This is a genomic window from Virgibacillus phasianinus (genome assembly GCF_002216775.1).
GTDB lineage: Bacteria > Bacillota > Bacilli > Bacillales > Amphibacillaceae > Virgibacillus_F > Virgibacillus_F phasianinus.
Map to the genome: position 1 here is coordinate 573,333 of NZ_CP022315.1, position 26,423 is coordinate 599,755.

25 protein-coding genes and 2 riboswitches are annotated in these 26,423 nt (G+C 39.1%); of the genes, 9 read left to right on the plus strand and 16 right to left on the minus strand.

The annotated features are described in order from the left end of the window. Positions 1-151 precede the first annotated feature (151 nt). The 4 genes from CFK37_RS02825 (at position 152) to CFK37_RS02840 (ending at position 3,173) form a co-directional block, all read left to right on the plus strand. On the plus strand, positions 152-1,159 hold the full coding sequence (locus CFK37_RS02825; protein ID WP_089060477.1) for a DUF3231 family protein: 1,008 nt from the start codon (positions 152-154) through the stop codon (positions 1,157-1,159). A 13-nt stretch (positions 1,160-1,172) separates the two neighbouring features. Further along, positions 1,173-2,183 carry a DUF3231 family protein gene (locus tag CFK37_RS02830; RefSeq protein WP_172840445.1) on the plus strand — a complete coding sequence of 337 codons (1,011 nt, stop codon included), beginning with the start codon at positions 1,173-1,175 and terminating at the stop codon, positions 2,181-2,183. 10 nt (positions 2,184-2,193) lie between these two features. Beyond that, positions 2,194-2,691 (plus strand): hypothetical protein, encoded by a 498-nt coding sequence (locus tag CFK37_RS02835; RefSeq protein WP_089060479.1) that lies wholly within the window; start codon positions 2,194-2,196, stop codon positions 2,689-2,691. A gap of 218 nt (positions 2,692-2,909) precedes the next feature. After that, positions 2,910-3,173 (plus strand): hypothetical protein, encoded by a 264-nt coding sequence (locus tag CFK37_RS02840; RefSeq protein ID WP_089060480.1) that lies wholly within the window; start codon positions 2,910-2,912, stop codon positions 3,171-3,173. A gap of 323 nt (positions 3,174-3,496) precedes the next feature. On the opposite strand, the gene sda is transcribed toward CFK37_RS02840, so the two are convergent. Beyond that, positions 3,497-3,637, minus strand: coding sequence for a sporulation histidine kinase inhibitor Sda (sda, locus tag CFK37_RS02850; protein ID WP_089060482.1), 141 nt, complete (start codon positions 3,635-3,637; stop codon positions 3,497-3,499). A gap of 199 nt (positions 3,638-3,836) precedes the next feature. Between sda and CFK37_RS19845 the strand changes: the two genes are divergently transcribed. Further along, positions 3,837-3,977: a hypothetical protein gene (locus CFK37_RS19845; RefSeq protein WP_157724782.1), complete on the plus strand. Its 141-nt coding sequence runs from the start codon at positions 3,837-3,839 to the stop codon at positions 3,975-3,977. Between the two features lie 190 nt (positions 3,978-4,167). Here CFK37_RS19845 and CFK37_RS02855 read toward each other — a convergent pair whose 3' ends face one another. The 5 genes from CFK37_RS02855 to CFK37_RS02875 all read right to left on the minus strand — a co-directional run bounded on the left by CFK37_RS02855 (position 4,168) and on the right by CFK37_RS02875 (position 11,572). Continuing rightward, a complete protein-coding gene (locus CFK37_RS02855) occupies positions 4,168-5,511 on the minus strand; it encodes a TrkH family potassium uptake protein (RefSeq protein ID WP_089060483.1) in 1,344 nt (447 codons plus the stop codon). A 101-nt stretch (positions 5,512-5,612) separates the two neighbouring features. Continuing rightward, positions 5,613-5,759: riboswitch (cyclic di-AMP (ydaO/yuaA leader) on the minus strand. A gap of 170 nt (positions 5,760-5,929) precedes the next feature. Continuing rightward, a complete protein-coding gene (locus tag CFK37_RS02860) occupies positions 5,930-6,781 on the minus strand; it encodes a glycerophosphodiester phosphodiesterase (protein WP_089060484.1) in 852 nt (283 codons plus the stop codon). 142 nt (positions 6,782-6,923) lie between these two features. Further along, the gene (locus CFK37_RS02865) at positions 6,924-7,826 is read right to left on the minus strand and encodes an endonuclease I family protein (RefSeq protein WP_089060485.1); all 903 of its coding nucleotides are present in this window, start codon (positions 7,824-7,826) and stop codon (positions 6,924-6,926) included. A 233-nt stretch (positions 7,827-8,059) separates the two neighbouring features. After that, a complete protein-coding gene (locus CFK37_RS02870) occupies positions 8,060-8,311 on the minus strand; it encodes a GlsB/YeaQ/YmgE family stress response membrane protein (protein ID WP_089060486.1) in 252 nt (83 codons plus the stop codon). Between the two features lie 138 nt (positions 8,312-8,449). Then, positions 8,450-11,572: an efflux RND transporter permease subunit gene (locus tag CFK37_RS02875; RefSeq protein WP_089060487.1), complete on the minus strand. Its 3,123-nt coding sequence runs from the start codon at positions 11,570-11,572 to the stop codon at positions 8,450-8,452. Between the two features lie 175 nt (positions 11,573-11,747). Here CFK37_RS02875 and CFK37_RS02880 point away from each other — a divergent pair, with 175 nt between their 5' ends. Next, complete coding sequence (locus CFK37_RS02880; protein WP_089060488.1) at positions 11,748-12,635, plus strand: TetR/AcrR family transcriptional regulator; 888 nt, start codon at positions 11,748-11,750, stop codon at positions 12,633-12,635. Between the two features lie 92 nt (positions 12,636-12,727). On the opposite strand, the gene CFK37_RS02885 is transcribed toward CFK37_RS02880, so the two are convergent. The 5 genes from CFK37_RS02885 to CFK37_RS02910 form a co-directional block, all read right to left on the minus strand. Next, a complete protein-coding gene (locus CFK37_RS02885) occupies positions 12,728-12,949 on the minus strand; it encodes a C4-dicarboxylate ABC transporter (RefSeq protein ID WP_089060489.1) in 222 nt (73 codons plus the stop codon). A gap of 465 nt (positions 12,950-13,414) precedes the next feature. Further along, a complete protein-coding gene (locus tag CFK37_RS02895; protein WP_089060491.1) occupies positions 13,415-14,875 on the minus strand; it encodes a CoA-acylating methylmalonate-semialdehyde dehydrogenase in 1,461 nt (486 codons plus the stop codon). A 140-nt stretch (positions 14,876-15,015) separates the two neighbouring features. Then, positions 15,016-16,527 (minus strand): sodium:solute symporter family transporter, encoded by a 1,512-nt coding sequence (locus CFK37_RS02900; RefSeq protein WP_089060492.1) that lies wholly within the window; start codon positions 16,525-16,527, stop codon positions 15,016-15,018. Positions 16,528-16,593: 66 nt separating this feature from the next. After that, the gene (locus CFK37_RS02905; RefSeq protein ID WP_089060493.1) at positions 16,594-17,964 is read right to left on the minus strand and encodes an LLM class flavin-dependent oxidoreductase; all 1,371 of its coding nucleotides are present in this window, start codon (positions 17,962-17,964) and stop codon (positions 16,594-16,596) included. 185 nt (positions 17,965-18,149) lie between these two features. Continuing rightward, positions 18,150-18,253: riboswitch (SAM riboswitch) on the minus strand. A 145-nt stretch (positions 18,254-18,398) separates the two neighbouring features. After that, positions 18,399-18,908, minus strand: a complete 510-nt coding sequence (locus tag CFK37_RS02910; RefSeq protein WP_089060494.1) for a CBO0543 family protein — start codon at positions 18,906-18,908, stop codon at positions 18,399-18,401. 264 nt (positions 18,909-19,172) lie between these two features. Between CFK37_RS02910 and CFK37_RS02915 the strand changes: the two genes are divergently transcribed. Beyond that, the gene (locus CFK37_RS02915) at positions 19,173-19,328 is read left to right on the plus strand and encodes a DUF1540 domain-containing protein (protein WP_089060495.1); all 156 of its coding nucleotides are present in this window, start codon (positions 19,173-19,175) and stop codon (positions 19,326-19,328) included. A 162-nt stretch (positions 19,329-19,490) separates the two neighbouring features. Here the strand turns inward: CFK37_RS02915 and CFK37_RS20670 are convergent, their stop codons facing one another. Further along, positions 19,491-19,571 carry a putative holin-like toxin gene (locus CFK37_RS20670; RefSeq protein WP_227001955.1) on the minus strand — a complete coding sequence of 27 codons (81 nt, stop codon included), beginning with the start codon at positions 19,569-19,571 and terminating at the stop codon, positions 19,491-19,493. Between the two features lie 152 nt (positions 19,572-19,723). Next, a complete protein-coding gene (locus CFK37_RS02920; RefSeq protein ID WP_089060496.1) occupies positions 19,724-20,146 on the minus strand; it encodes a helix-turn-helix domain-containing protein in 423 nt (140 codons plus the stop codon). 507 nt (positions 20,147-20,653) lie between these two features. Here CFK37_RS02920 and CFK37_RS02925 point away from each other — a divergent pair. After that, positions 20,654-22,117, plus strand: a complete 1,464-nt coding sequence (locus tag CFK37_RS02925) for a spore germination protein (RefSeq protein WP_089060497.1) — start codon at positions 20,654-20,656, stop codon at positions 22,115-22,117. 155 nt (positions 22,118-22,272) lie between these two features. On the opposite strand, the gene CFK37_RS02930 is transcribed toward CFK37_RS02925, so the two are convergent. The 3 genes from CFK37_RS02930 to groES all read right to left on the minus strand — a co-directional run bounded on the left by CFK37_RS02930 (position 22,273) and on the right by groES (position 25,434). Next, a complete protein-coding gene (locus CFK37_RS02930) occupies positions 22,273-23,055 on the minus strand; it encodes a SurA N-terminal domain-containing protein (RefSeq protein WP_089060498.1) in 783 nt (260 codons plus the stop codon). Between the two features lie 400 nt (positions 23,056-23,455). Continuing rightward, the gene (gene groL, locus CFK37_RS02935; RefSeq protein ID WP_089060499.1) at positions 23,456-25,093 is read right to left on the minus strand and encodes a chaperonin GroEL; all 1,638 of its coding nucleotides are present in this window, start codon (positions 25,091-25,093) and stop codon (positions 23,456-23,458) included. Between the two features lie 53 nt (positions 25,094-25,146). After that, positions 25,147-25,434, minus strand: a complete 288-nt coding sequence (groES, locus tag CFK37_RS02940; protein ID WP_089060500.1) for a co-chaperone GroES — start codon at positions 25,432-25,434, stop codon at positions 25,147-25,149. A gap of 269 nt (positions 25,435-25,703) precedes the next feature. Between groES and CFK37_RS02945 the strand changes: the two genes are divergently transcribed. Beyond that, positions 25,704-26,417, plus strand: coding sequence for a CPBP family intramembrane glutamic endopeptidase (locus CFK37_RS02945; RefSeq protein ID WP_089060501.1), 714 nt, complete (start codon positions 25,704-25,706; stop codon positions 26,415-26,417). Positions 26,418-26,423: the final 6 nt, after the last annotated feature.

A 26,423-nucleotide genomic window follows, 5' to 3' on the forward strand; every position in this document is an offset into this window, starting at 1 on the left:
CTCACCTCAGGTCAAACCATTAGTTACTCCCTTTCTTTTGCCCATTGACCCTGCTTTTTATGCAAGGGGTGTTCTTTTGTATAGGAACATTCCTTTTTGGCAAACTATAGGAAAACAACCTGCGTTTTAGACCAAAGGAGTGAGATCATCTATGGATCAAAACATAGATCTAACCGCATCCGAACTATCACAATTATGGGGAGCGTACATGAATGCAAGCCTAATGTCGAAGGTTTTAGCATATTTTCATGCAAAGGTGGAAGATAAAGAGATCGAACCACTAATTCAGGATGCGCTTACTTTAGAACATTCACATTTGAAACAGTTGACATCCATATTCGAAAAGGAAAACAAGCCGATCCCGGTAGGTTTCACTGATAAAGATGTAGATGTTGACGCCCCCCGCTTATATTCGGATAATTACTTTTTACAATATATTTTTCAACTTGGATCACTTGGTATTTATGCCTTTGCGGCATCCGTAACGGTGGCAACTCGGGAAGATGTTTATCTATTTTTCTCAACTGGATTAAGCGAATACAATGCCCTCCATCAAAAAGCGTCATTACTTTCGTTAACTAAGGGAGTATACACACGTCCGCCATATATTCCAACACCAAATGAAGTGGACTTCGTCAAAAAGCAAAGTTTTCTTGCTGGCTGGTTTGGCGAGCAAAGACCTTTGCTGGCTACAGAAATTACCCACCTATTCTCTAACATGCAGCGAAATAACCTTGGCATCGCCACCCTAACAGGCTACAGTCAGGTCGCTAAATCAAAAGACGTTAAGGAATACATTTTACGTGGCATCGGGATTGCCCAAAAACAAGTAAAAGCATTTAGTTCAATATTAGAGAAAAGCAAAGTTCCAACCCCAATGGGTTCTGATTCAATGGTGACTGCTAGTAATACCATATCCCCTTTTTCGGATAAGCTGATCATGTACCATGTTACGGGAATGATAGGAATTGGAATCGGATTTTATGGATTGAGTATTTCTACTACTATCAGAAGGGATATAGCGGCGAAATATACACGTTTAACGGGAGAAATTGCTCTATATTCTGAGGATGGCGCCAACCTAATGATTGAAAACGAATGGTTGGAAGAGCCACCTCGCATGGTAGATCGTGATGAATTAGCAAAGCCTAAGAAATGAAAGGAATATGGATATGGAAAACAATGAATATAAAAAAATCGAACTGACATCGTCTGAAGTTTCGAGTCTTTGGACAGCTTACCAGGCCGATACGATGATGATTCGCGGAATCCAATATTTTTTAGTTAATATTGAGGATGAAGATATTAAGGAGACACTTGAGTTTGCTTTAAATTTAATTGAAGAGCATAAAAATGGTGTTGAAGAAATCTTTACGAAAGAAGAATATCCAATCCCCCAAGGTTTTACAGAAGAGGATGTAAACTTAGATGCTCCTAGGCTCTTTACAGATAAGCTTTATTTAGAATTTATCTTAAGCATGTCTGGTTATACGTTAGCGGCATATAGTGCGGCGTTATCTCAAGCCGAACGAACCGATATTATTGATTATTTCTCAAAGGTATTAGTCAATGATCAGATCTTGCACAAGAAGGTAAAGGAACTAGCCAAAGAAAAGGGAATATTTATCCGTTCCCCGTTTATCCCTAAACCAGAACAGGTTGACTTTGTAGATTCTACACACTTTTTAAAAGGCTGGTTTACGAACAGAAGACCATTACTTGGTGTAGAAATTTCTAATCTTGTATTTAATGCACGAAGGAATGCATTGGGACAAGGTATTATAACTGGTTTCAGCCAGGTCGCACGCTCAAAGGAAGTCAGACAATATTTTGAACGCGGCAGAGAAATATCTGGTAAGCACATGGAAACTTTATCTAATACCTTGAAGGAGTGCTACCTTTCAAGCGGTGCTATACTATCCACACCGGAAGTAACTGATTCCAAGGAAGCGCCTTTTTCCGATAAATACATGATGTTCCTAATTACAACCCTAATTGCATCAAGTATAGGACAATATGGTATCGCAATATCCGTAAGCCCAAGGCATGATTTAGGTGTACAATACTCCCGGTTAATCGCAGAAATAGCTAAATACTCTAATCTTGGCGCAAAACTGATGATAAACAACGGTTGGATGGAGCTGCCACCGATAGCTGCAGATCGAAAGGAATTGGCCGAATAGGCCCTAAAGGATGAGAAGTGTACATGGTATCTCTAAAGATAAATTAGAAAAACTGCTATGGAGCGTTGCATTACCGGGGTTTGGTCAATTATTAAATAAAAGGTATGTAAAGGGTATTGTATTAATTATTCTAGAATTCGCTGTCAATGTCATGTCCCATTTTAACCAGGCAATTATCTTGAGCTTTCATGGAAAGATACAAGAAGCAATCGATCAAACAAATTTCCTGTGGTTGATGTTTTACCCATGTTTATATTTTTTTGCAATTTGGGATGCGTATAAAGATGCTCAAGGTGAAAATAGACCATTTTCTTTCTTACCGTTTGTTTTTTCTGCCTATTTTGTGACTGTAGGTTTAATCCTATCGCCAACCTTTACATTTATGGGACAACTGATTGGCCCCATTTGGCTGCCAATTCTATTTCTCCCGATAGGAATCATCATAGGCTGGATTATAAAATGGATTTTACTAAAGATCAGTTCCAATTCATCCGAACCTGAATCTTGAAATTGCTTTGCTGAATGTCCATCATTTTGCAAAGCATTTTTTTACACTTTTAGAAGGTATATAAAGTATAAAAAAATTTAAGGCTTTCGCCATTGGTTCTTGGCGACAAGCCAACATTTTTTAAAATGATGTTTTTATATGATGAAAAAAGGTTATAAACTAAATACATCTAATTGTAAAATGTATGTAATATTATTTTAATGTTTTGGAGTGGTTTGATGAATTTAATTCTCTTTATTGGTGCCGCGATAGCAGTAATTGCAATTGTACTAGTCTTCCTGCTGCACTCAACCTATACTAATAAGTTCATAAAATACATACCCGCGCTTATCCTAATCGTAGCAGGCGTTGTTTTAATACCGGCTAGCCTTTTTACAAGCAGCTGGACAGGGACCGGGGTAGGCTTATTAGGTCTAATGGCAATAATTTTAGGTGTTGTGGTATTGTTAATTGCAGTCATAATGGACACGGCTAAAGGTTAGTCTGGAAAAGATGCTTCCGACAAAGTACGGAACATCTTTTTTATCCCAACTTCTCCTTTATACCACACAATTAGATCCAGTTTTTGTGCAGCATTTGAACCAGCTTGATGGTCAAACGATGGCATTGATGACAACAGCGGGCAGAGTTGAGGTGTTAATGCAGGGGTCGCAGTTGGTCATATTCAAATGAACCTGGAGGATTTTTCTGTACATGTCCAAATATCACAAATCGTTTATTTCGAAGGTCCTTTAGGCTCTTATTAGCAAAGAAAGCTGCATCAAGGAATCCCCGATGCAACTTTCCATTTCAACGCCTTTCCTATCTATAATACGTTTTTAACTTGAACTAAAAGGTCCCTTTTCATTAATTCCATTTCTAAAACGGAAATGAAATCCTTTTTGATGTCCATACTCAACGCTTTTTTGTAGGAGTTGACTAAAACTTCATCCGAAATATCCTGCATAGTGCCACCCCCTTTCGTTAAACTTGTAAAGTTTCACCTCCTTTTGCATACTAAAAAAGCATATCAATAGAAAGGGCTAAATGGTCAACAAAATTCGACCTTTTAATATGCTGATATTAGAACGCCTTTTTCATTAAATCTATTTATTTTTGCGGAAATTTCTGGTAATATTTGATGTGGATGCACTGGAGGAATTAGAATGAATGCCGACAATCAATATGCAAAGTTAGTCCAGGAATTTGAACAAAAGTTAAACAGGGAACTGACTGATAATGAGCAGAATTTTATTAAATGGATGGTCAATAAACAATCTATAATAGAAGATATGGAAAATGTATAAAGACCTCCCTTAATATTTTCGATTTTCCCCATAAAATTAGCGCTGTCCTTATTAAAGGAAAGCGCTCAATTAGTAAAGTTATTTATCGTTCGTTTCTTCTTTATTATTCCCTCCTAAACCATAAAGAATTTGCTGTTAATTAGTGTCCTGTATTCATTTATTTCGTTAAAAACGGGCGTCTGCACTTTAATTACCCTGTAAAAACATTTTCAGCTGGATAACGAATTTTTTCCTTTTCGGCCTGTGATACGGATAACATAATCGTTAGCGGACCAACAAGACCTAAGTACATCATAAACATAATAACCAATTTTCCAATGACGCTAAGCTTTGCAGTTATTCCCATTGAAAGACCGACCGTTCCAAATGCCGAAACAACCTCAAAGAACAAGGGCAGAAACTCTATATCTTCTGTAATTAATAAAATAAATACAGCAATAAAAATAAAAGCTAAGCTTGTTACAACAATAGCTAGTGCACGGTAAACAATCTTAATATCTATTCTTCGCCCAAATGCTTTAGGATTTTGATTCTTTTGTTTTAGGAAAGAACCAACAGCTAATAAAATAACAATGAAAGTAGTTAATTTGATTCCTCCACCAGTGGAAACACTGCCGGCACCAATGAACATAATCAACATCATCCACACGTTTGTCTGTTCTTCCAGTTCCCCAATCGGTATCGTATTGAAGCCGGCTGTTCTTGGTGATATCCCCTGAAAGTAGGCGGCCCACCATTTGTCGGTGAAAGACAAACTTCCCAAAGTGTTCGGATTGTCAAACTCGATAATGAAAATAACTAAAATGGAAACGACGTTTATAATAATCGTCCCAACAATCATGATTTTTGAATGAAGGGATAACGACCTGAAATTTTTGCTGTACCATATATCATGTAATACAGTAAATCCTATCCCGCCTGTCATGATCATTAACGTAATAACGATATTAACAACTGGATCGCCTACATATCCGGATAAACTGTCAGGCCAAAGTGCGAAACCTGCATTATTAAATGCAGCAACAACATGAAAAATGCTGTAATAGATGCCTTTCCAAAACCCCATTTCCGGCACCCAGCGGTAGGACAACAGGATTACTCCAACCGCTTCAATAATCAGAGCAAAAAATACAACCCTTTTTACCAATTTGATGATCCCACCAATGGGAGTCTGTAATTGTTCCTGTATAATTAACCGTTGCCGTAAACCGATACGTCGTCCAAAAAAAATAATAAGCATTATTGCAAAGGTCATAAAACCAAGTCCACCGATGTGTATCAAAACAAGAATAACAATTTGTCCAAATAACGTGTAAGCTGTATGTGTATCAACAACCCACAAACCGGTAACGGTTGTCGCTGATGCAGAGGTGAAAAAGGCATCAATCCAACTAATTGGCATTTTGGTAGCAAACGGAAGTTTTAAGAGCAAACCACCTACAGCAATAAGGATAAGAAATCCCAAACCAAGAACCTGCGAGGGGCTAAGTCGTGTTTTTCTCATTCTACTTCTAAATTGCTTTTCTAAGTGCATCTAATTCATCCCTCCCAACTAAATTTCACTCTTTTTATCCATAAAAAAATCCACAAGAGAACAAGACCCTCTTGCAGATTCATCATCATGCATACGTGTGGTTGTTATCTCTTTAAACGCTTACGGGGTTAGCTGTCGGATTCGGATGTTAAGAGTCACCCTACCTTTACAAAGGATTCACCCCAGTGGTACATTACCACATCAAGATTGGTTCCCCCGTTCCCATTGGAATTCAGCGATTACAAATGGATTCTTTATTAAGATGAGATATATATTACGCTTGTCATTTTTAGCTGTAAAGGATTAAATTTGACGAAAATAATCCAAATACACCCATTTTATTCATATAATAATGATATACTTCCAATTACGATGTTTTTCATCTAACTTTTATGAATTCGCATGGTTTTCCCATGCATTATTTATTTCCCGGATGATTATTTACATATTCGGGAAAATCAGTAATAATACCGTCGACCTTAAGTTCAAATAAATTGTTTGCTTGGCGCTGGGTGCGTACGGTATATGGGTAAATTTTCATACCTTTATCGTGAACACGATTAACAAGATTAGAAGACACTATGTTCATATTGGGATTAAAATAGTCGGCATATGTTGCGAACTCTGCCAATTGTTCATCTGTAACATCAGCCCAAGATAGCCCCGCAAGTACGCCATGTGGCACGTTTGGCAATAATGCTTTAGATATCTGAACTGATTCATGATTAAATGACTGAATGATAATTTTATTGTTACTAGGTTTGTCCATATGATAAGTCTTCAAAACTTCTGCCACTTTTTCCTCGATACCCGGATAAAGTTCAGGCGATTTTAATTCAATTAGAATACCAATCTTGCCGCGATAAGCATCTAACACTTCCTTAAAAGTCGGTATCTTTACACCAGCAAACTCCTTACCAAACCAGCTCCCTGCATCCAATTGTTGAAGTTCATTAAGTGTGAAATCCCCAACATTGCCTGTTCCATCTGTCGTTCGGTCTACCGTTGTATCATGAATAATAACTAATTTACCGTCTTTCGTCATTTGAACATCAATTTCAATATAATCTGCTTTCATCTCAAAAGCTTTTTCAAAAGCTACCATAGTATTTTCAGGTGCATGGCCCGAGGCCCCTCTATGCGCAATATTCACCATTTGTTGCTGCTTTTGAGTTGAAACTGTTGTAACATCACTCGATGCAAATACCGGAACAATGGTCAAACACATAATGATTGTCGCGATTAATAAACTTGTAAACATTCGTAGCATAAATTCATCTCTCCTTTATAAGTAGTTATCTAGAATTATAAAGAAGGACTGTTAATGTTCAGTAAACTGCGCATTAAGATTTTGTAATAAAAAATATGAGATTAGTAGTGATTCTAAAGTTATAAGCCCCACAAAATCCACCTTAAAGCGGAAACATATCACTCATTTTCTCAGGAAAATCAATAAACGGATTACGGTTCCCCTGCATTTCATAGATTGCTTGATTTCGATGTTTCTCATAAATCTCTGGTGGAAACTTTTGGTGCCAATCAAGCAGAATTTTCGTATCTATTTCTTCCTTATGTGCTTGTTCGATTCCCTCTGGATACCTGATTAAAAAATACAACATGGCCCTAGCTACGGTTCCTTTACCAAATTCCGGTTCAAACAATTCTTCTTCCGCTTTACCGCACGCCTCCTCTATCCGGCTAGCCCTCATCTTCCCCGGGTTATAATCAGTAAAATCATGGTAGGGATAATTACTTCGAATAGAATTGCACACTGGTTCACAGGTAAATAAGTGATGAAGGTCACCGCGCATCGGCTCTTGCTCATTAAACCAGGACTGTGGCACAGCATGTTCGCAGTTATATTTAAAATCTTTTTCTATTTGTTTTAACTTTTCATGATCCGTATTTGAAGTCTTTTCAATTTCTTTCTCCCGTTTTACAGAAGTGGCATAGTCCTCCTGAATAACTTCTTCCGGCTGACGGTTTTTTCCTGAGTATATGCTGGTAAGATTGCCGTTTGGACGTAAATCAACCCATGGGTATACATGTTCACTCGGATCGTAATCTAATTGCTTCGAGTGCGTATCCTTAAGAAGCTGTTCCAATGACTGTCTAATCCCTTCATCGTTTTCAAAATCAATGCCCTGATAATATTGTTCGATAGTAAGTTTATCTTTTTCCGCATCATAATACACCTTCTCGTCTTGCTGCATTTTCACTTTCATTTTCCTATGGTGCGCGCGAATCATACTTTGATGCTTTTGGTCTGTTGTAACTGGAAGAAATCTTTTCTTTTGCTGGTCAGTTAAGTTCATAATCATTCCTCCTCGTATAGGTCTGAAAGAAATAGAGCCCCTCAAAAATTCAGGGAATTGATGAGGAGCTTTATTATGATTAAAGTGTATTCCAGTCCAAAACGGTTTTCAAGCTACAAAAGAATCACAGACTATAGTAGCAAATCCTATTTGTGGAAGGCTGATTTCTAATAGATCTTTAAACAAATAAAACCGTTCTGAAATCAACTGATTTTTAGAACGGTTTTTATGGTTCAATCTTTTCGCATACTTCTCATTATAAAACTTACAATAAAGATTAAAACAATCGCGCCGATTAATGCTGGGATAAGATAAAAGCCTCCCATTTCAGGACCCCACTCCCCCAACACAAGTGTTCCAAGCCAAGCGCCAATAAACCCTGCGATGATATTCCCAATAACTCCGCCTGGAACATCGCGCCCTATAATTAGACTAGCAAGCCAGCCAAGTATACCTCCGACAATTAATGACCAAATGAATCCCATAACAAAAACTCCTTTTATGATAAATTTAGAGATAAGGTTATGTTGCCCAAAAAATGTAATAAAACTCATTTAAAAAAATAGCCACTCATCAATCATTGAATTGATAAGTGGCTAAAATTTGATTATCTATTGCTTACTTTACTTTTTTTTACGAAATCTAGCGAAAGCTTCATAAACGATTGGTACAATAACAAGCGTCAATAATGTGGAGCTTGTTAAACCACCGATTACAGTTACACCTAATCCTTTTGAAATTAGACCTCCGCCTTCCAGTCCAATTGCGAGCGGAATAAGCGCTCCAATTGTAGCAAGAGCTGTCATTAAAATAGGTCTGAGACGAGTGGAACCAGCTTCCAGAAGTGCCTCCCTCGTAGAGAATCCTTCTTTTTCTTTATGAATAACCCGGTCGATTAAGACAATCGCGTTGGTCACAACAATACCAATCAGCATCAATGCGCCAATCATTGCCGATACACTTAATGGTTCATTGGCAATCCAAAGTGCAACTAAACCGCCGATCACAGTAAATGGCAATGAGAACAGAATGGCCAGTGGTGCTAGAGCGCCACCAAATGTCACAACAAGGACAAAGTATACAATGGCTACAGCTGCAAGCATTGCAAGCCCTAATTGGGTGAACGATTCATTGATTTGCTCCGTTACTCCGCCAAACTCAACATTTACACCATTTGGCAGATCCTGGTCACTTACTTTTTCTTCTAGTTCAGTCGAAATGGCCGCCACATCATCTGACGTCACATCCGCACTGAGTGATGCATACATCTTGCCTTCTCTTCGTTCAATGGTGTCCGGTGATTTTCCTTCTTCAACGTCCATCACATCTTCTATTTTTACCGTGGTTCCAAGTGGCGTTTTCACTTCCGAATTTGTCAGATCTTCAATACTGTCATATTGTTCATCTTCCACTTCGATATAAACATTCACATCTTCCCCATCATGTTTCACCGTTGTTAGAACCTCAGCTTCACCGCCATTGCTCAGATTCATACCAATTTGCCCCGCAGTTAATCCATATTGACTTAGTTTTTCCTGGTTTGCTACAAGCGTGTATTGGTCATATGCTTCAGAGATACTTGATTCAACTTTTTCAAGATCTTCGTTTTCTTTCATGAGCGGCAAAATTTGATTGACAGCACTTTGAATATCATCCATGTTATCACCATAGACAAATAACTGTAATCCGCTTCCTCCCATACTGGCGAAGTCGATACTGCCCCATTCACCTTCATCAGTTGTTTTGTTTAGGGAATCAACAACTTTTGTTCCTTCTCCACTAAAGTTCTCGAAGTCATCAGCGTATTCTACATAGAATAATGCGGAATTGCCTCCGCCCATGCCCATCATTCCCATAGGACTGCCGCCGCCTAAGGAATATTGATAGGTGGTAACGCCCGCACGATCACTAAAAAACTCTTCTGCATCGAGCGCTATTTCCTCTGCTTCTTCCCTTGTTTGCCCTGGCTCTGGGCTGTACGTTACCATTAACATTTTCTGCTCATCACTTGGTAAGAAACTTACCCCTATGACTGGTACTAGGAACAAACTCGCAACAAGTACGACCGTTGCTCCGCCAAGGGTTATGATTTTATGATTTAATGCTGCATCAAGAACCTTTTTATAAAAAGTTACTAGTCTACCAGGTTTCGTGTCTTGTTTCTTACTTTCAATTGCTGCAACTTCACTCAACTTCTTCTTAAACAAGGAATGTGCAAGCATAGGAACAATTGTCACTGCCACAATCAATGAAGCAGAGAGTGCGAAGACAACTGCTAAGGCAAACGGTAAGAACATCTCACCAACCTGTCCGCTAACCAAACCTAATGGTAAGAATACAGCAATCGTAACAATTGTAGAAGAAAAGATAGGGATAAACATCTGCCGTGTCGCTTCCCGTATTAATTCTTTTCCGCGGAGCTCTTCCCCTGGTAAAGCCATGCGCCTATATATATTTTCAATAACTACAATCGAGTCATCAATTACCCGGCCAATAGCAACCGTAAGTGCCCCTAACGTCATAATATTAAGGGTTATGTCCATTTGATGGAGCAGGAATACTGCCATTAGCAATGATAAAGGAATAGAAACGATTGAAATGAGTGTTGTTTTAATACTTCTCAAGAAGAGCAGGATTATCACAACAGCAAAAATCGCTCCAAACAATGCTTTGCCAAGCATCGTACTGACCGCTTCTTCAATTGGTTCCCCCTGGTCAAACGTAGTTGTTACTGTAAGACCAAGATCCTCTTCGAATCCATCTATGGCATCTTTAACCGCATTAACTACCTCAACTGTGTTTGCATCGGCAGCCTTTACGATTTGTATACCAATTGAATCCTCCCCATTTGTTCTGGAAATGGATTCCGTTTCACCAACAACTTCAATATCAGCCAGATCATTCAGTTGCACCGTTGGCAATTTCATTGAGCCTTGTGTTTGTGGAACGCTTTGTCCCGTTTGTTTCATCTGACTCTCTTGTCCAGACTGGTCTGTTTGTTTTGGTGTAATGGGAATTTCCAAGTTCCGCAGATCCTTAACGGTAGCAATGTTTCCGTCAATGACCAGATTTTTCACCTTTCCGTCAAAGTTGGTTAGTCCTAGAGGAAAAGATATATCAGATCCCTGAATCAGCTGTTTTATTGTATCTTCGGATAAGCCATATTCAGCAAGCTTTTCCTTATCAAAATCAATGGTAACCTTTTGCACCTGCTGTCCCGTAATTTGTGCATCTGAAACGCCCTCAAGTCCTTCAAGTTTTGGAACAACATCCTCTTCCACTGTAGTTGTCAACTGTTCAAGCGAATGATTCTCATCACTAATACTTAACGCGATAACTGGAAAAGCATTTAAACTTAATCGTGACACCTGTGGATCCTCTGCTCCTTCAGGTAAATCAAGGTCGGACAAAGCACTTTCGACTTCATTTGTTGCCTCATCCATATCCGCGTCAAAATTAAACTGGATTTGAACAGAAGAAGCATTTGCTAGGGACGTCGAGCTGACAAGCTCTACCCCTTTTAAATTCTGGATCCGCTGCTCGATTGGCTCCGTTACCTCTTCTGCAATTTCATCCGGTGCCGCTCCTGGATATGTAGTCATCACAGATACGTTCGGCAACGTAATATCCGGCATCGTTTCCTGTTTCATATTAAGACCCGAATATAAACCTGCAATAACAACGATAATAGTTAATATCCAAATTGCAAATTTATTATTTATCGAGAAATTAATTATTTTTTTCAAGTAGTACACCCCTTTTATTCCATTAATGACTGACTGGTCAGAACAGTACTTAATATAAACCATTTACACTAAATATGCAACTTATATTTCCCTTGCATCTATTGTTGTGCAGATATATAATTTAACTATAAAAAATCTGACCAGTTAGTCATATTAAATCAAAGGTCGTGAAATTATGAATGAAAAGAAAAAGAATATTATCGTTACTTCCATTGACCTCTTTGCAGACAAAGGGTTTTATTCTACATCCATTCAGGAAATCGCCGATAAAAGTGGTGTTTCAAAGGGTGCTTTCTATTTGCACTTTCATTCGAAAGATGAACTGATGCTGGAAATATTTAAGTACTACTATAATTTAATGCAGGAAAATATAGAAAATGTGATAGATGAAGCTTTGAGCCCAAAAGTGAATTTCACGAAACAGGTGGAAGTGCAGTTTCATGAAATTTTAAAACATAAAAGTTTTATCCTTACCCAGTTAAAAGAACAAGCTTTTACACTAAATAAAGAGTTGTACGATTTTATCCGGTTAAAGGAATTGGAAACACAGAAGTGGTATAAAAAAAATCTCGTTTCCATTTACGGAGGAGAAATTGAACCTTACATTATTGATCTGCAAATTTTGTTTGAAGGGATGAAAAACAACTATTTTCAGGTTTTAATTCATGGCGAGGTGGATATTCAAATTTCCAAACTGGCATCATTCATCGTAGACCGTCTGGATGATATTGTTGCAGGACTGTTAACAACGAAGAAAGAACCCATGCTGACACAAGAAATGGTATTTTCCCTTTTTTCAGACTTAACAGCACCTGAAGAGCTGGTAAAAAAAGAGGTAATGAACAATTTATTGGAAATGCAAAAAGTACTTAACGATGCTGACTTTTACGAAAAAACAATCAACGAATTACAAGGTGTAATTGACTTCCTGATTTCAGAAGTGAAAAAGCAGGACTCCAAAACATTTGTTATCCAGGGAATGCTTGCAAATTTTAAGGGGATGCATCAATTTGATCAATACCGTAAAGTAATCTCAGAGAAGCTTGGTATCCGGATATTATAAGAAGCCTTTATGTGAAATGAGAAAAGGAACTGCGCCAACTTGTGAACAGTTCTTTTTCTCATAAGTAGTTGTTGCTCAGGGGATCAATTTGCCTAAAAAATTGTTTGGAAAATTATAGCAACAACGCCTATCCCAATCCCCCACCATCCAAGCGCCGTGGATTTACCACATAATGCGATGATGCCTAGGATGATTGCAGCTATACCTACCCAGAATGAAGTCATAAAAAAAGCAGCGATACCAACAATAATACCAATCCAGCCAACCCATAATGACCAGCCTTGGGATTCTTCTCTATCAATAGCTTCAGCCATCTGTTTACACCTCCTTTTCTATAACTTCCCCATCTTTTTAGATAAAATTATTCGAATGGATTATGACAAATAACTGGGGATATACTACTCATACAAAACTGTGTGAAGAAGGTTGATTTTATGCGGATTTTCTTGATTGCTGGCAGTATAATATTACCTTTAGTAATGTTCTTTTTACAAAAGTATCGGATAAAGTTTCGATTGATTTTCAATTTAGGCGCGATTCTATCCACACTTGTTTTTGGAAATATTGCCTCCTTGTCTATTTATCAAATAATTAAGGACAACACCGTTCTAATGACGAATATTCATGCTGTTTTCCTAAACCCCTTTTTCTTAATTACTGGTTCTTATATTGGGATATACATACTTTATCTGCTGCTGTTGGTAACCGCGGGGGAGAAATAGAAAAACGCAAAATAAGAAAAGCCACTGCCATTTCGACAGTGGCTTTTCTTACCACAATTACACCCAACGCGTAGTAATGACTTTCTGGCGTGTGTAGAATGCTAATCCATCCTTACCATTGGCGTGCAGATCACCATAGAAGGAATCTTTCCACCCGGAGAATGGGAAGAATGCCATTGGAGCCGGTACACCAATATTCACTCCGAGCATACCTGCATCAATTGTTTCACGAAATTGCCTTACAGCCCCACCGTCATTTGTAAAAATACATGCACCGTTCGCAAAACGCGATTTATTGGTAACCGCAATTGCTGAATTAAGATCCTTCACCCTTACAATAGATAGAATAGGTGCAAAGATTTCATCCTGCCAAATTTTCATTTCCGTTGTTACCTGGTCAAAGATAGTTGGGCCGACAAAATACCCTTCCCGTTTCGCGGCTTCATCATTACGGCCATCACGGACTAATTTTGCCCCTTCGCCTTCACCAGTTTCAATATAGGAAAGTGTCCATTCTTTATGGTTGTCGCGGATAACCGGTCCTAAAAATACATCTTCATCGAGGCCGTTTCCTATTTTGAGTTCATTTGCCTTTTGCTTAAGTAAATCAATAAATTCATCTGCAATATCATCTTCAACAGCGACTACAGAGGCTGCCATACAACGTTCGCCGGCCGAGCCAAATGCAGCACTAACAATTTGTGTTGTTGCATTGTCCAAGTCGGCATCACGTAACACAATCGAATGATTTTTCGCACCCGAAAGTGCCTGCACACGTTTTAAATTGTCAGTACCTCGTTTGTACACATATTCTGCAACTGGTTGTGACCCTACAAATGAAATAGCTGCTACATCCCTGTGATCCAATAACCCATTTACTACATCATGGGCACCATGAACAATATTGAACACGCCTTTAGGCAGACCCGCTTCCTCCAACAATTCTGCTAGACGGTTTGCGAGCAATGGCGTACGTTCAGATGGTTTTAATACAAAGGTATTGCCAGTTACGATGGCCATCGGGAACATCCAGGCTGGAACCATCATTGGAAAATTAAAAGGTGTAATTCCCCCGATTACTCCGATTGGGTAACGGTACGTACCAGATTCAAGTCCCGTTGAAATTGATGGCAAATTATCACCCATCATCAGGGACGGCGCCCCAGCCGCAAATTCAACATTTTCAATGCCACGCTGTACCTCACCCTGTGCCTCTTTAAAGCTTTTACCATTCTCAATCGTGATAATTTCAGCAAGTTCATCCCATCTGTCAACGAGTATTTGCTGGAATTTAAACAGAATGCGTGCCCGTTTTGGAACAGGCACTTCCTTCCACTCCTGAAACGCTTCAGCTGCAACCTGCACTCCATTATTTACATCTTCTTCAGAGGAGATCGGTACATGGGCAATCACTTCTCCTGTTGCCGGGTTATACACTTCCTCCGTTTTATCAGATTTTGCTTCAATCCATTCTCCGCCAATATAGTTCTTCAGTGTTTTTACTTTTGTTTGTGTCATTATACATCCCCCAAACTTTTCTTATCTACTTCATAAAATACCATTTCCAAAGTGAAAATCCAATTATTACTAAAAATGTGATAAATCCATACAGCCATACGGAAAACATTGGATTAACAAAAATAGCAGCTCACCCTTTCCTAATTTGCTTTCAAACGCCTTTCTTCAATCTTTTTCACTTTATCAACTTGTGGTTCTTTCAAAACCCGGGCAGCTATAACAATCGTTGCGATACCAATAAAAGTTGCGACTGCCCCTGCCGACATTGTACTTGGAATGATTCCGCCAAAGTAGATAATAAGATAAGAAAGCAGACCAACAACCATTGACAGCTCTGCCGCTCTTGCCGGGGCTTTCTTCTTGGCATACACAGCATGCAAAATGGGGCCCATTGTTCCGGCAGCAATTCCGGAAATCCCTATCCACATGATTGCCCCCATATAAACAGGCGGCTTTAACACAATCAGGAATGCAGCCAAACCAATCAAAGGTACTGCCATACGACTGATTTGGAGCGCAATTTTCTCAGCTTTCTGGTCATTAACTTTAACGATACCCCGTTTAACAAGGACCTTGAGAAAAATATCATTGGCAAATACAGTAGAAATCGAAACGAATAAACCATCTGTCGTTGACATGGCAGCAGCGAGGATAACCACTCCCAGAATTGCCACGATAATCGCTGGGAAGGCCCAAACTGCATATTCCATTAATGCAAGGTCAGAGACCACAACACTATCACCTAGTGCCGCCCTGCTGTATAGTCCTCCAAACAGCACAACCAGTGACAATGCTGCTGCAATAACATAGGTCAGAATCATTTTTCCGAGATCCTTTTCATTTTTCAAGCCAAGCACTTTGTTGAATAGATGGGGTGCTGAGGCAAAGGCCCATTGAATAACAATTGCTCCCGTTACAACACCAATTGAATAAAAATGTGTGGAGTCCGGATTAAATACTTCCACCAGATTCATATCTTGTGAGGCCAGACTCTTCGTAATGCCCGTGAAAGTTGCGGTAATGCTTCCTTTCCAAAAAATGACGATTCCGGAAACAAACACGAATACCCCAGCAATTGCCATCATGACAGCTTGGACAGCATCTGTGTATATATCAGCAAATGCCCCGCCAGCAAAGACATAAAGAACGACAATTGCTGCAATAAATATCAACCCGCCTGTATAGGACATACCAAGCAAGTATTGAAAGATTCGTGCACCTGCAACGAACTGTGCGGCAATATAAAAAATATTAAAGAGCAAAATGATGCCTGTTCCTACCCGTAAGATGTCACTTTTATAAAAGTCCCCCAACCAGTCCGGTAATGACAGAGATTTCTGCCCTGTATTTAATTTCCTTACTTTTTTAGCTACCATTAACACGCCGATTGGTCCACCGCCAATGATCGCCAAGAATAGCCAAAGGTTTGACAGCCCCCATGAATGGGACCAACCCGGGTACCCGAGGAATGTGGCTGCACTTAAATAAGTTGCTGCAAAGGACAGACCTAGTACGTATGGCCCTAAACTTGCACCACCAGTAGCAAAATCACTTACACTTTTTGTTTTTCTGGCACTCAGGTAACCGAGCGCAAACATGACAATCAGAAATATCGCAAAACCTATCCATGTATATAATGTAACAGTACTCATTTCTGTCCCCTTTCATTTAGCCTTTCATGTGGTCGTAAAAATGGAATTGAATTTCTTCTGGTCAGCTTAAGCTTTAACAGTGCCAAGCTTTTTTGCTGGATGATTATCCGGCAAGTGCACATGGCCTTTTCCAAACATATTCTCTCTTAATGTTTTACCTTCATATTCCTGTCGGTAAATTCCGCGTCTCTGCAGTTCAGGAACAACGTGATCAACGAACTCCCGAAATGTACCAGGTGAGTAGGTCTGTGCAATATTAAACCCATCAGCATCGCCCTCTTCGGCCCATTCTTGAATCTTATCTGCAATTTGTTCCGGCGTGCCGATAAACTTCACGGTTCCATTGCCTAGACCATGATTTTTAACAGCCTCTCGCAATGTCCATTTTTTATTTGGATCTTTTCCGTACATGTCCAGATTCCCCTGAACCGCTTCTGTCTCCATATCCTCAATGTATTGATCCGGATCGTATTTAGAAAAGTCAATACCTGTATGACCAGATAACAGAGATGCCGTTCCCTCATAGCTGACATGATTGGTAAGATCCTCATAGTTAGCAAACGCTTCTTCCTCAGTCGATCCGATAATCGGCAGAATCATTGGGAAGATACGCACATCATTTGAATTCCTGCCCTGCTGCTCTGTCCGTTTGCGTATGTCCTGAGTATATTGTTTTAATGCATCAAGCGAATGGTTTTTAGTAAAAACAGCTTCAGCATGTTTGGCAGCGAAATCCCTTCCCTTTGGCGAGGCCCCAGCTTGGAAAAGAACTGGCGTACGCTGTGGCGATGGTTCAACCAAATGAGGACCAGGTACATTGAAAAATTCACCTTCATGGTTAATCAAATGCACCTTCTCTGGATCAGCAAAAGTATCACTTTCCTTGTCAAGAACGACGGCGTCATCCTCCCAGCTCTGCTCCCATAACTTATAGACTACTTCCAGAAACTCATCCGCACGGTCATACCTAAGTTCCTTTGGCAGTCGTTCAGAAAGCCCTAGATTGATGGCTTCACTTTCCAGATACGATGTTACGACATTCCAAGCGACTCTTCCTCCGGTTAAATGATCTAGCGTCGATAGTTGGCGTGCCAACGCGTAGGGCTGGGCATATGTAGCGGAGATAGTGGGTGCAAAGCCTAAGTTTTCAGTTACTGCAGCCATAGCTGAAATTGGGATCAGCGGATCATGTGCCGGAAGTTGCACCGCACCTCTTGCTGCAGCACGATGACTGTTTTCATAAGCGCTATAGGTTCCAAGTACATCTGCAATAAATAATGCATCGAATTTTCCCCTTTCCAGGATTTGTGCCGCCTCTACCCAATAAGACAAACTGTTATGATTTGTACCTTGGTCCTTTTCATGTTTCCATAATCCCGTTGAATGTGGTGAAGGTGAATTTTGGATAAATCCATTTAAATGAATCTGCTTTGCCATAAGATCAAATCTCCCTTTTTATTATTTTTGAACTTCTGATCCACTTGCTTGTTTCATCTTCTAAATTAAATTTGATTTTTCCTATTTATTTACTTGGTTTAACAGATATGTGATAGCGACAACTCATGCTTCTGTGAAATCAAAAAAGCCACTCCCGATGAGGAAGTGGCTATATTTACACGATCATCTCATCTGTCAAGCAAATGCTTGCTGGAATTAGCACCTTGTTATAAATAACGGTTGCTGCGGGATCATTGGACCAGACTCCTTCCCCGACTCTTGATAAGGAAATATTCAATTTTTTAAAAGATTGTACATATCATATCGAACACAGAAAAGACTGTCAAGTGGAAATTTTACTTTTATAGAAATGTTTTGTAAATTACGCAGAGGATTAAAATTATATAAAACCAATCAACCAGTCGGGGTAAAAATTACTCCGACTGGTCACTTCTCTTCTTTCCTATATATTGGGAATCAGAAATGCTTCTTATAGTCGCAATAAAGCCTCTTTCTATCCATAAAAATAGTGTTACGGAGATCAGGGTATACTGCCATTTCCATTTTTTCCATACGATTAATTTCGTATGTTTTTCCAAAAAGAACTCGAGAGCTGTTACTGGGGCACTGAATAAAAAGGCTTTTGATAATGCACTAAATACTTTTGGACGATAGGAAACCTGATTGTACACCACACCAATAGTAGGAAGTACAAGGTAATCAAAAAGCAAGCTAATATTCATCCTCTTGCCAAAAAGTCGAGTTGGGTAACTAATTAATTTTTTAGCAGTTACGAATAGATCCAACATGCCTGATAGGAAACCTGCTAACAAAAATACAATCGTCCAATCCTTGATAGGGGGCTTTTTTACCCAAAACGGTACTAGGCCTATACCGATTAGTGTCGTCACTATCAAAATTGTTCTTTCGATTTGTTTTCCCATAACTTCCTCTCCTAGTACAGATTGCCGTTTAAAAAAGTTTTGTTCATTTATTTTGCCTCTTAAAAAGGTTAACTATTCAAAGTATGTTTTTAATCTTGGGGCAGAATTAGCCAGATTATCATGTAGCATAGAATTGATATGTGGGAATGCATATAAGGAGTCTGCCGGGGAACAATATATTTGCGGATCTGTTTTCCCGCTTAAAAAAGGTTGGCCATTTCTTGAAAAACATGCTCTCATAAAAAGAATACAGGAGGTGTTTACATGGCTAAAGATGTGCTCTGCGAAGTCAACAACTGCACATATTGGGGCGAAGGTAATGTTTGTAATGCTGATCAGATTTACGTGGTAACACACAAACAGTCAAAAGCCAAAACCACAGAGGAAACGGATTGCAAGACATTCGAAGTGAAAAGTTAATTCGAATGTTCCAATCCCATAATTTTTGTATATAATAAACCTAGGATACCCTGCATAAACTAAAAAGGAGACCGTTGGTGCTGGTACACCAACGATCAGTTCCAAGTTGCCCTTCAAGGGACTGAAAAATAACCACCTCATTGCTTGTTCAGAGCTGGGTGGTTATTTTTTATGATCTGACAATACTGCAACCATTAGTGTTCCAAATGAAATCATCAAAACAAGGGTTTCAAATACTGTCATGTAAGATCACCCCCTTCATTGTTTGCCCTTTTAAACCTGTTCATAATGTTTTTGATACATTATGATTAAGTTTATTATATTTAATGATATGGGAGAGAACGCTTGTCCTATTACACTTATTTGAAAATAATGTTAGAAAAAGAAGATCAAATTTAATCTTTTTCTTCTTCTAAGTAAATACATTTATGTAATGGCGGGCAGCCAAGCACCATCCAGATTTTAATAAACAATTCCAATCGCGGTTGAGAAGCATTGTTAAATATTTTGCTGATATTAGGCGACTTCATATTTAATTGATCAGCAACATCTTTTATATAAATATTCTTTTCCTTAGCAATTTCTTTGAATCGATTCTTAACAACAGGTTGCGCATCGTTTTCTCCAAATGGGTTAACAAATTCAAAATGCTTTATTTGCTCTATTTTATCTATAATACACCCAACGACAAACTCCTCAATTTTATAATTGTCGTTTCTATTTTTATCCCTGTGCCGATTAATCAAATTTTCCAGGTCTGTTATCTCTTTTATTTGATCATATGTCTCCTCGTTTAGTTCAATTGTTATCTTTTTCATGTATAAATTACCTCACTTTTGGAAAATGTATAATTGAAAGGATGATGAAATTGATTAATCATAATGACAAAGATGAAGATGTGATCGACATCATTCATGACACATTTGACAAAGGTAGAAACGGGTAAATAAAATAGGACAAGCTTTTCACCCGTGAGGGGCTACTCTTATTACATATTCAATTTTCCTGTTAAAAATGCCTTTGTTTATATTTTAAATTGACAATTGTACAAGCACTTTGTTTTAAAAGGGAAAGGCCTTCGCCAAGTTAATCAGTTGGTGAAGGCCTTTTTATATTCATATCCATCACCACCGGCAGAATCTATAAAATTACAACAAATAGTTTAAGAGAGTTCATTCTACCTGTATTTGCGGGTTTAATATTTTCATATTTGGTTAAAGATGGAGATAAATAGAGTACCCTTCAGATTACATATTATTGTAACTTCATTATAGTGCGTAGAAGGTTATTCAATGTGGTGGAAATCACAGGAAAGGAGGAAATCAATGAGCTATGAAAAAAGTAAGCAACCCGTGTTTCAGAATTACACCAAGAACATTGAATATCTGAAGAAGAAGTTAGGCATTGGGGAAAGTTTTGACGCTATTCACCTTGACCTGAATTATGCGGATCGCGACATGGGCCTATTTTTAATCGATGGCTTCGCTAAAGATAAAATACTGCATTTTTTAATGAAACTACTTGCCGATCTTGAGCCGGAACAGCTTGAACCTGATCCATTACTTAAATTAATGCAAACCTATCTTCCCTATATTGAATTGAGTAAGGAAGATGATTTAGACAAAACTGTTTTTTGGGTGCTAAGCGGTGCAACTGCACTCGTAGTGGACGGTATTGATAAAATTATTATTATTGATGCACGAACGTATCCTGTGCGTCCCCCAAGTGAACCGCAATTGGAACGCGTTACACGCGGAGCTCGTGACGGGTTTGTCGAAACGATCGTCTTCAATACCGCATTAACAAGACGGCGGGTCAGAGATCCTTCCCTGCGGATGGAATATATGTCTATTGGACGACGCTCACAAACTGATATATGTGTAGCGTATATCAAGGATATTGCCGACCCTGGGATTGTGAAACAAATCAAAGGTTCTCTAGGTGAAATTGATACAGACGGGTTGCCTATGGGTGACAAAACGGTAGAGGAATATTTTAGCGGTCGCACATGGAACCCATATCCAACTGTTCGCTATACGGAGAGACCTGATACGGCAGCTGTCCATTTGTATGAGGGACACGTGCTTGTAATGGTTGATGGTTCACCGAGTGTAATCATCGCACCGGCAACATTTTGGAATCATTTACAACATGCCGAGGAATACCGGCAACGTCCAATTGTAGGGGCTTACTTTCGAATTGTACGATTTTTTGCAGTTTTTATTTCGCTGTTTCTATTACCGCTCTGGTATTTATTTGCCGAGGATCCAACATTACTACCGGATGCATTTTCATTTATTGGACTGAAAGAAACACTGGCCGTTTCATTATTATTACAGCTCCTTCTCGTTGAAATCGGGATGGACATTTTAAGGATGGCCACCATTCATACATCGACCGCAATGGCAACATCGCTCGGCCTTATTTCCGCCGTGGTCATTGGTCAAGTGGCAGTGGAAGTCGGCGTTTTTTCAAATGAGGTCATTTTCTATATTGCAGTGGTGGCCATCTGTACCTATGCAACGCCTTCATATGAACTCGGACTGGCAAACCGAATTTCAAGAATTGCATTTCTGTTGGTAACAGCCGCATTCGGGGTTCTAGGATATATCGGCGGGATCACCTTGTGGGTTATCTTTCTTGCAAGGATTAAATCACTTAGCGTCCCATATTTATGGCCATTAATTCCGTTTTCCTATAAAGAAATGAAGAATGTGTTCCTGCGAGCGCCTATCCCAATGAGAAACATGCGTCCTGAAGCGTTGCATGTGGAGGATCCGGATCGTTAGAAACCGATTTTGTGGTCCGCCATTTTAAGTTAATTAAAAGATATTATGAGCCATCATGGTTAAATAGCTTATGAAGGCTCTGTCAATGAATATAAACATTAGATAATCATTAAAAAACCAGGTCCGAAGTTCAGCGGGACCTGGTTTTTTAATGATTATAAGTTGACAGTGACATCTGCATCTTTACGCAGATTTTTAACAAGCTTTTGAGATACTTTTGCTTTCTTTTGACCTTTAATTTGTTCCTTGAGAGCAGGTTTTACCTCATCAAAAGCTGGAGCTTTTTTTCCACCCATTTTCTTTTGCTGAGCCTTCATCTGCTCGTAGGCTTTTTCCAGCTCTTCCTTCGTTGGCTCAATATCACCAGACTCACTAGCAATGAGCTTGTCTACTTTCACTTGTGTTTCCACCTGGGACATTACTTTCTTTTCATCCAATCCTTGTTTTTTTAAAGCAGCCAGGAACTCGTCTGTCGATTTCATTTGACTTTGCTTTGCTAAATCTTTCAGTGTTTGATCAATCTCTTCTTGTGAAGCTTTATAATTACGTTTATTTGCTTCTTGGATAAGCAGTTTCTGGCCAATTAAGCCTTCTGCAATTTGTTTTTTCAGTTTATCCTGGTCAACCTCTTGTCCGCTCATCTGGGATTGCATTGCCGCCCGCTGAAACTGTCCTTTGTAGACTGATTCAAATTCATCTTTCTTTATCTTTTCTCCATTTACTTCCGCAACAACGTCTGGTGTTCCTTTTAAGTCAGGCTTAGGCATTTCAGCTTGTCCGCCTTTGCCACCCTTATCCTGCGCACCTTCTTCTTGCGATTCTGATTTATTATCATTATTTTTATCTCCAGCTGTTTCATCCTGATTGCCGCATGCAGCTAATAAAGATACGAACACAACTAAAAGTAAACTTAATATCCATTTTTTATTCAATGTCATTCTCCTTTCTTAATAGGAGTTAGTGTAACATATTCCGATGGTGGTTATACACATGGCCTATATGCAATAGTGTATGATTCTTAAACTCAATAAATCCTCCATTGCCGTCATGGCGGGGGTTTGTAAAAGGTGAATTCGATAATTTGAGTGAATGTGTAAATACCGTGTAATTTCTGTTACAATCATATTCGTAAGTAATAAAATTGTATTTTTTATCTATTTGAGTGTAGTTTAATGCCTGTTAATACGCATGTTGCAGATGATATGAAAGAAAAAATCCTCGCAAAAGTTCACTGAACCTTTGCAAGGATTTTAATAATATAGTGTTCTCTTCCCTGATATGTCAATCAAGCAGTGAACGAAGATGAAACCCTTAATATTTCAAGAGTTCAGGCGGTTATTACATCATGCCGCCCATTCCACCCATACCGCCCATGTCAGGCATTCCACCGCCGCCACCAGCGTTTTCTTCTGGTAAGTCAGCGACAACAGCTTCTGTTGTTAGGAACATAGCTGCAACGGATGCTGCGTTTTGTAGTGCAGAGCGTGTAACTTTTGTTGGATCAACGATTCCTGAATCAACCATGTTTACCCATTCGCCAGATGCAGCGTTGAAGCCTACACCAACTTTTTCACCTTTTAGACGTTCTACGATAATAGAGCCTTCAAGGCCAGCGTTGTGGGCAATTTGACGAACTGGCTCTTCAAGTGCACGACGTACAATGTTAGCACCTGTAGCTTCGTCGCCAACAAGTTGTAATTCGCTTACTTGTTTGTATACATTTACTAGTGCAGTACCACCACCAGCTACGATACCTTCTTCGACAGCTGCGCGAGTTGAGTTCAATGCATCTTCAATGCGTAGTTTACGTTCTTTTAATTCAGTTTCAGTTGCAGCACCAACTTTGATAACTGCTACACCGCCAGCTAATTTAGCAAGACGTTCTTGTAACTTTTCTTTGTCAAACTCAGAACTAGATTCTTCAGCTTGCGCACGGATTTGTGCTACGCGGGAAGTAATAGCTTCTGGGTTACCGGATCCTTCTACTACTGTTGTTGTATCTTTTGTTACAACAATTTTAGAAGCGCGGCCTAGTTGTTCCATTGTAGTGCTCTTAAGGTCTAATCCTAGGTCTTCTGTGATTACTTCAGCACCTGTTAATACGGCAAGGTCTTCAAGCATTGCTTTACGACGGTCGCCAAATCCAGGAGCTTTTACAGCAACTGCATTAAATGTTCCGCGAAGCTTGTTCACAACTAATGTTGCAAGTGCTTCCCCTTCAACATCTTCAGCAACTAAAAGAAGTGGTTTACCTTGTTGTACAACCTGTTCAAGTACTGGTAATACTTCTTGGATGTTACCAATCTTCTTATCGGTAATTAAAATATATGGATCTTCTAATACTGCTTCCATTTTATCCTGGTCAGTAACCATGTATGGAGAAGAGTAGCCACGGTCAAATTGCATACCTTCAACAACCTCAAGCTCTGTGTTAAAGCCTTTTGATTCTTCAATAGTAATTACACCATCATTACCAACGCGTTCCATTGCTTCTGCGATAAGGTTACCTACTTCATCATCACCTGATGAGATGGCAGCTACTTGGGCAATAGATTCTTTGCTTTCTACTGGTTTAGAAATAGTTTGCAATTCTTTTACTGCTAGTTCTACAGCCTTTTCAATTCCACGACGTACGCCCACTGGGTTTGCACCGGATGCAACGTTTTTAAGTCCTTCAGTAATCATTGCTTGTGCTAGTACGGTTGCAGTTGTTGTACCATCACCAGCAACATCATTTGTCTTAGATGCAACTTCAGATACAAGCTGTGCACCCATATTTTCAAAGTGGTCTTCAAGTTCGATTTCTTTTGCGATGGTTACACCGTCATTTGTAATTAATGGTGAACCGAATTTTTTATCTAAAACAACATTACGACCTTTTGGTCCGAGTGTTACTTTTACTGCATCTGCTAATGTATCTACACCGCGAAGCATTGCACGGCGAGCGTCTTCACTAAATTTAATTTCTTTAGCCATGTTTAAAAGCCCTCCTTAAATTCATTTCCTAAGTAATATAAATGTTGCTGCTTTTAATTAGCAACAACAGCTAAGATGTCATTTTCACGAAGAATTAAGTATTCTGTACCGTCATATTTCACTTCTGTACCAGCAAATTTTGAGAAAATAATGCGATCTCCTTCAGAAACCTCAAGTGCAATCTTTTCACCATTTTCCACTACACGTCCAGAACCTACTGCAACAACCTTGCCCTCTTGTGGCTTTTCCTGTGCAGAGTCTGGTAGTACAATACCGCTTGCAGTTTTCTCTTCCTGTTCAACAAGCTCGATTACAACACGATCTCCTAGTGGTTTAATCATGCAGACAACCTCCTTAATTCATTTGCTTTATTTATGATTGTTAGCACTCTAAACATCTGAGTGCTAATTCCAATTATTATCATAAATAATACAGCCCAAAATTGCAAGTGATGAAAGTTATATTTTTAAAAAAATTTAATTCTTGCATACCTAAACCATTCTATTATAAGCATACAAGCAAATATGATAAAATAAATAATTAATAGCACAACATTGTGCTGCATACACTAGTTATCAATATATTTGATTGCTAAAGGAGTCGTTAAATTTTGACCAAGCGTTATTGGTATGTCATTTTAACCTATATCATTATGCAATTTTCGGGGGTCATCTTTTCCCCAATTTTATATGCAACTTTACCGATCAGTAAATTTCAGGCCATCATTTATTGGACAATCTTTAGTTTTGTTGCTGGGCTTATTGCAATTCTTATCATTATGAAGCCATATATGAAAGCGCCGAGCATGCGTAATGCCGCTAGTCCCGGAGCAATGGTTTTATGGGCAATCGCCGGGGTGTTTATGGCTTATATCGGACAATATATTGCAGCAATCATTGAGGTTGAGCTGTTAGGCATCGAGCAGGGATCGGCAAACACGCAAATGATTATGGATATAACACGTGCAGCACCGATATTTATGATCATTCCCGCATTAGTAGCACCAATTGTCGAGGAAATTATTTTCAGGAAGATTATTTTCGGTACGTTTTATAAGAAAATGAATTTCTTTTTGGCTGCCTTGCTTTCCGCGTTAGTATTTGGAATTATTCACGGTGAACCGGAACACATTCTGATCTACAGCTCAATGGGATTTGTATTTGCATATGTGTATGTGAAAACGAAGCGGATTATTGTTCCAATCATTGTTCATATGACACTAAATTCCATCTCCGTGATCGTTCAATACTCGCTGTCACCGGAAGATATTGAGAAGATGCAACAGCAATACGAACAAATGCAAATGATTTTAATTGGGGGCTAATCATTT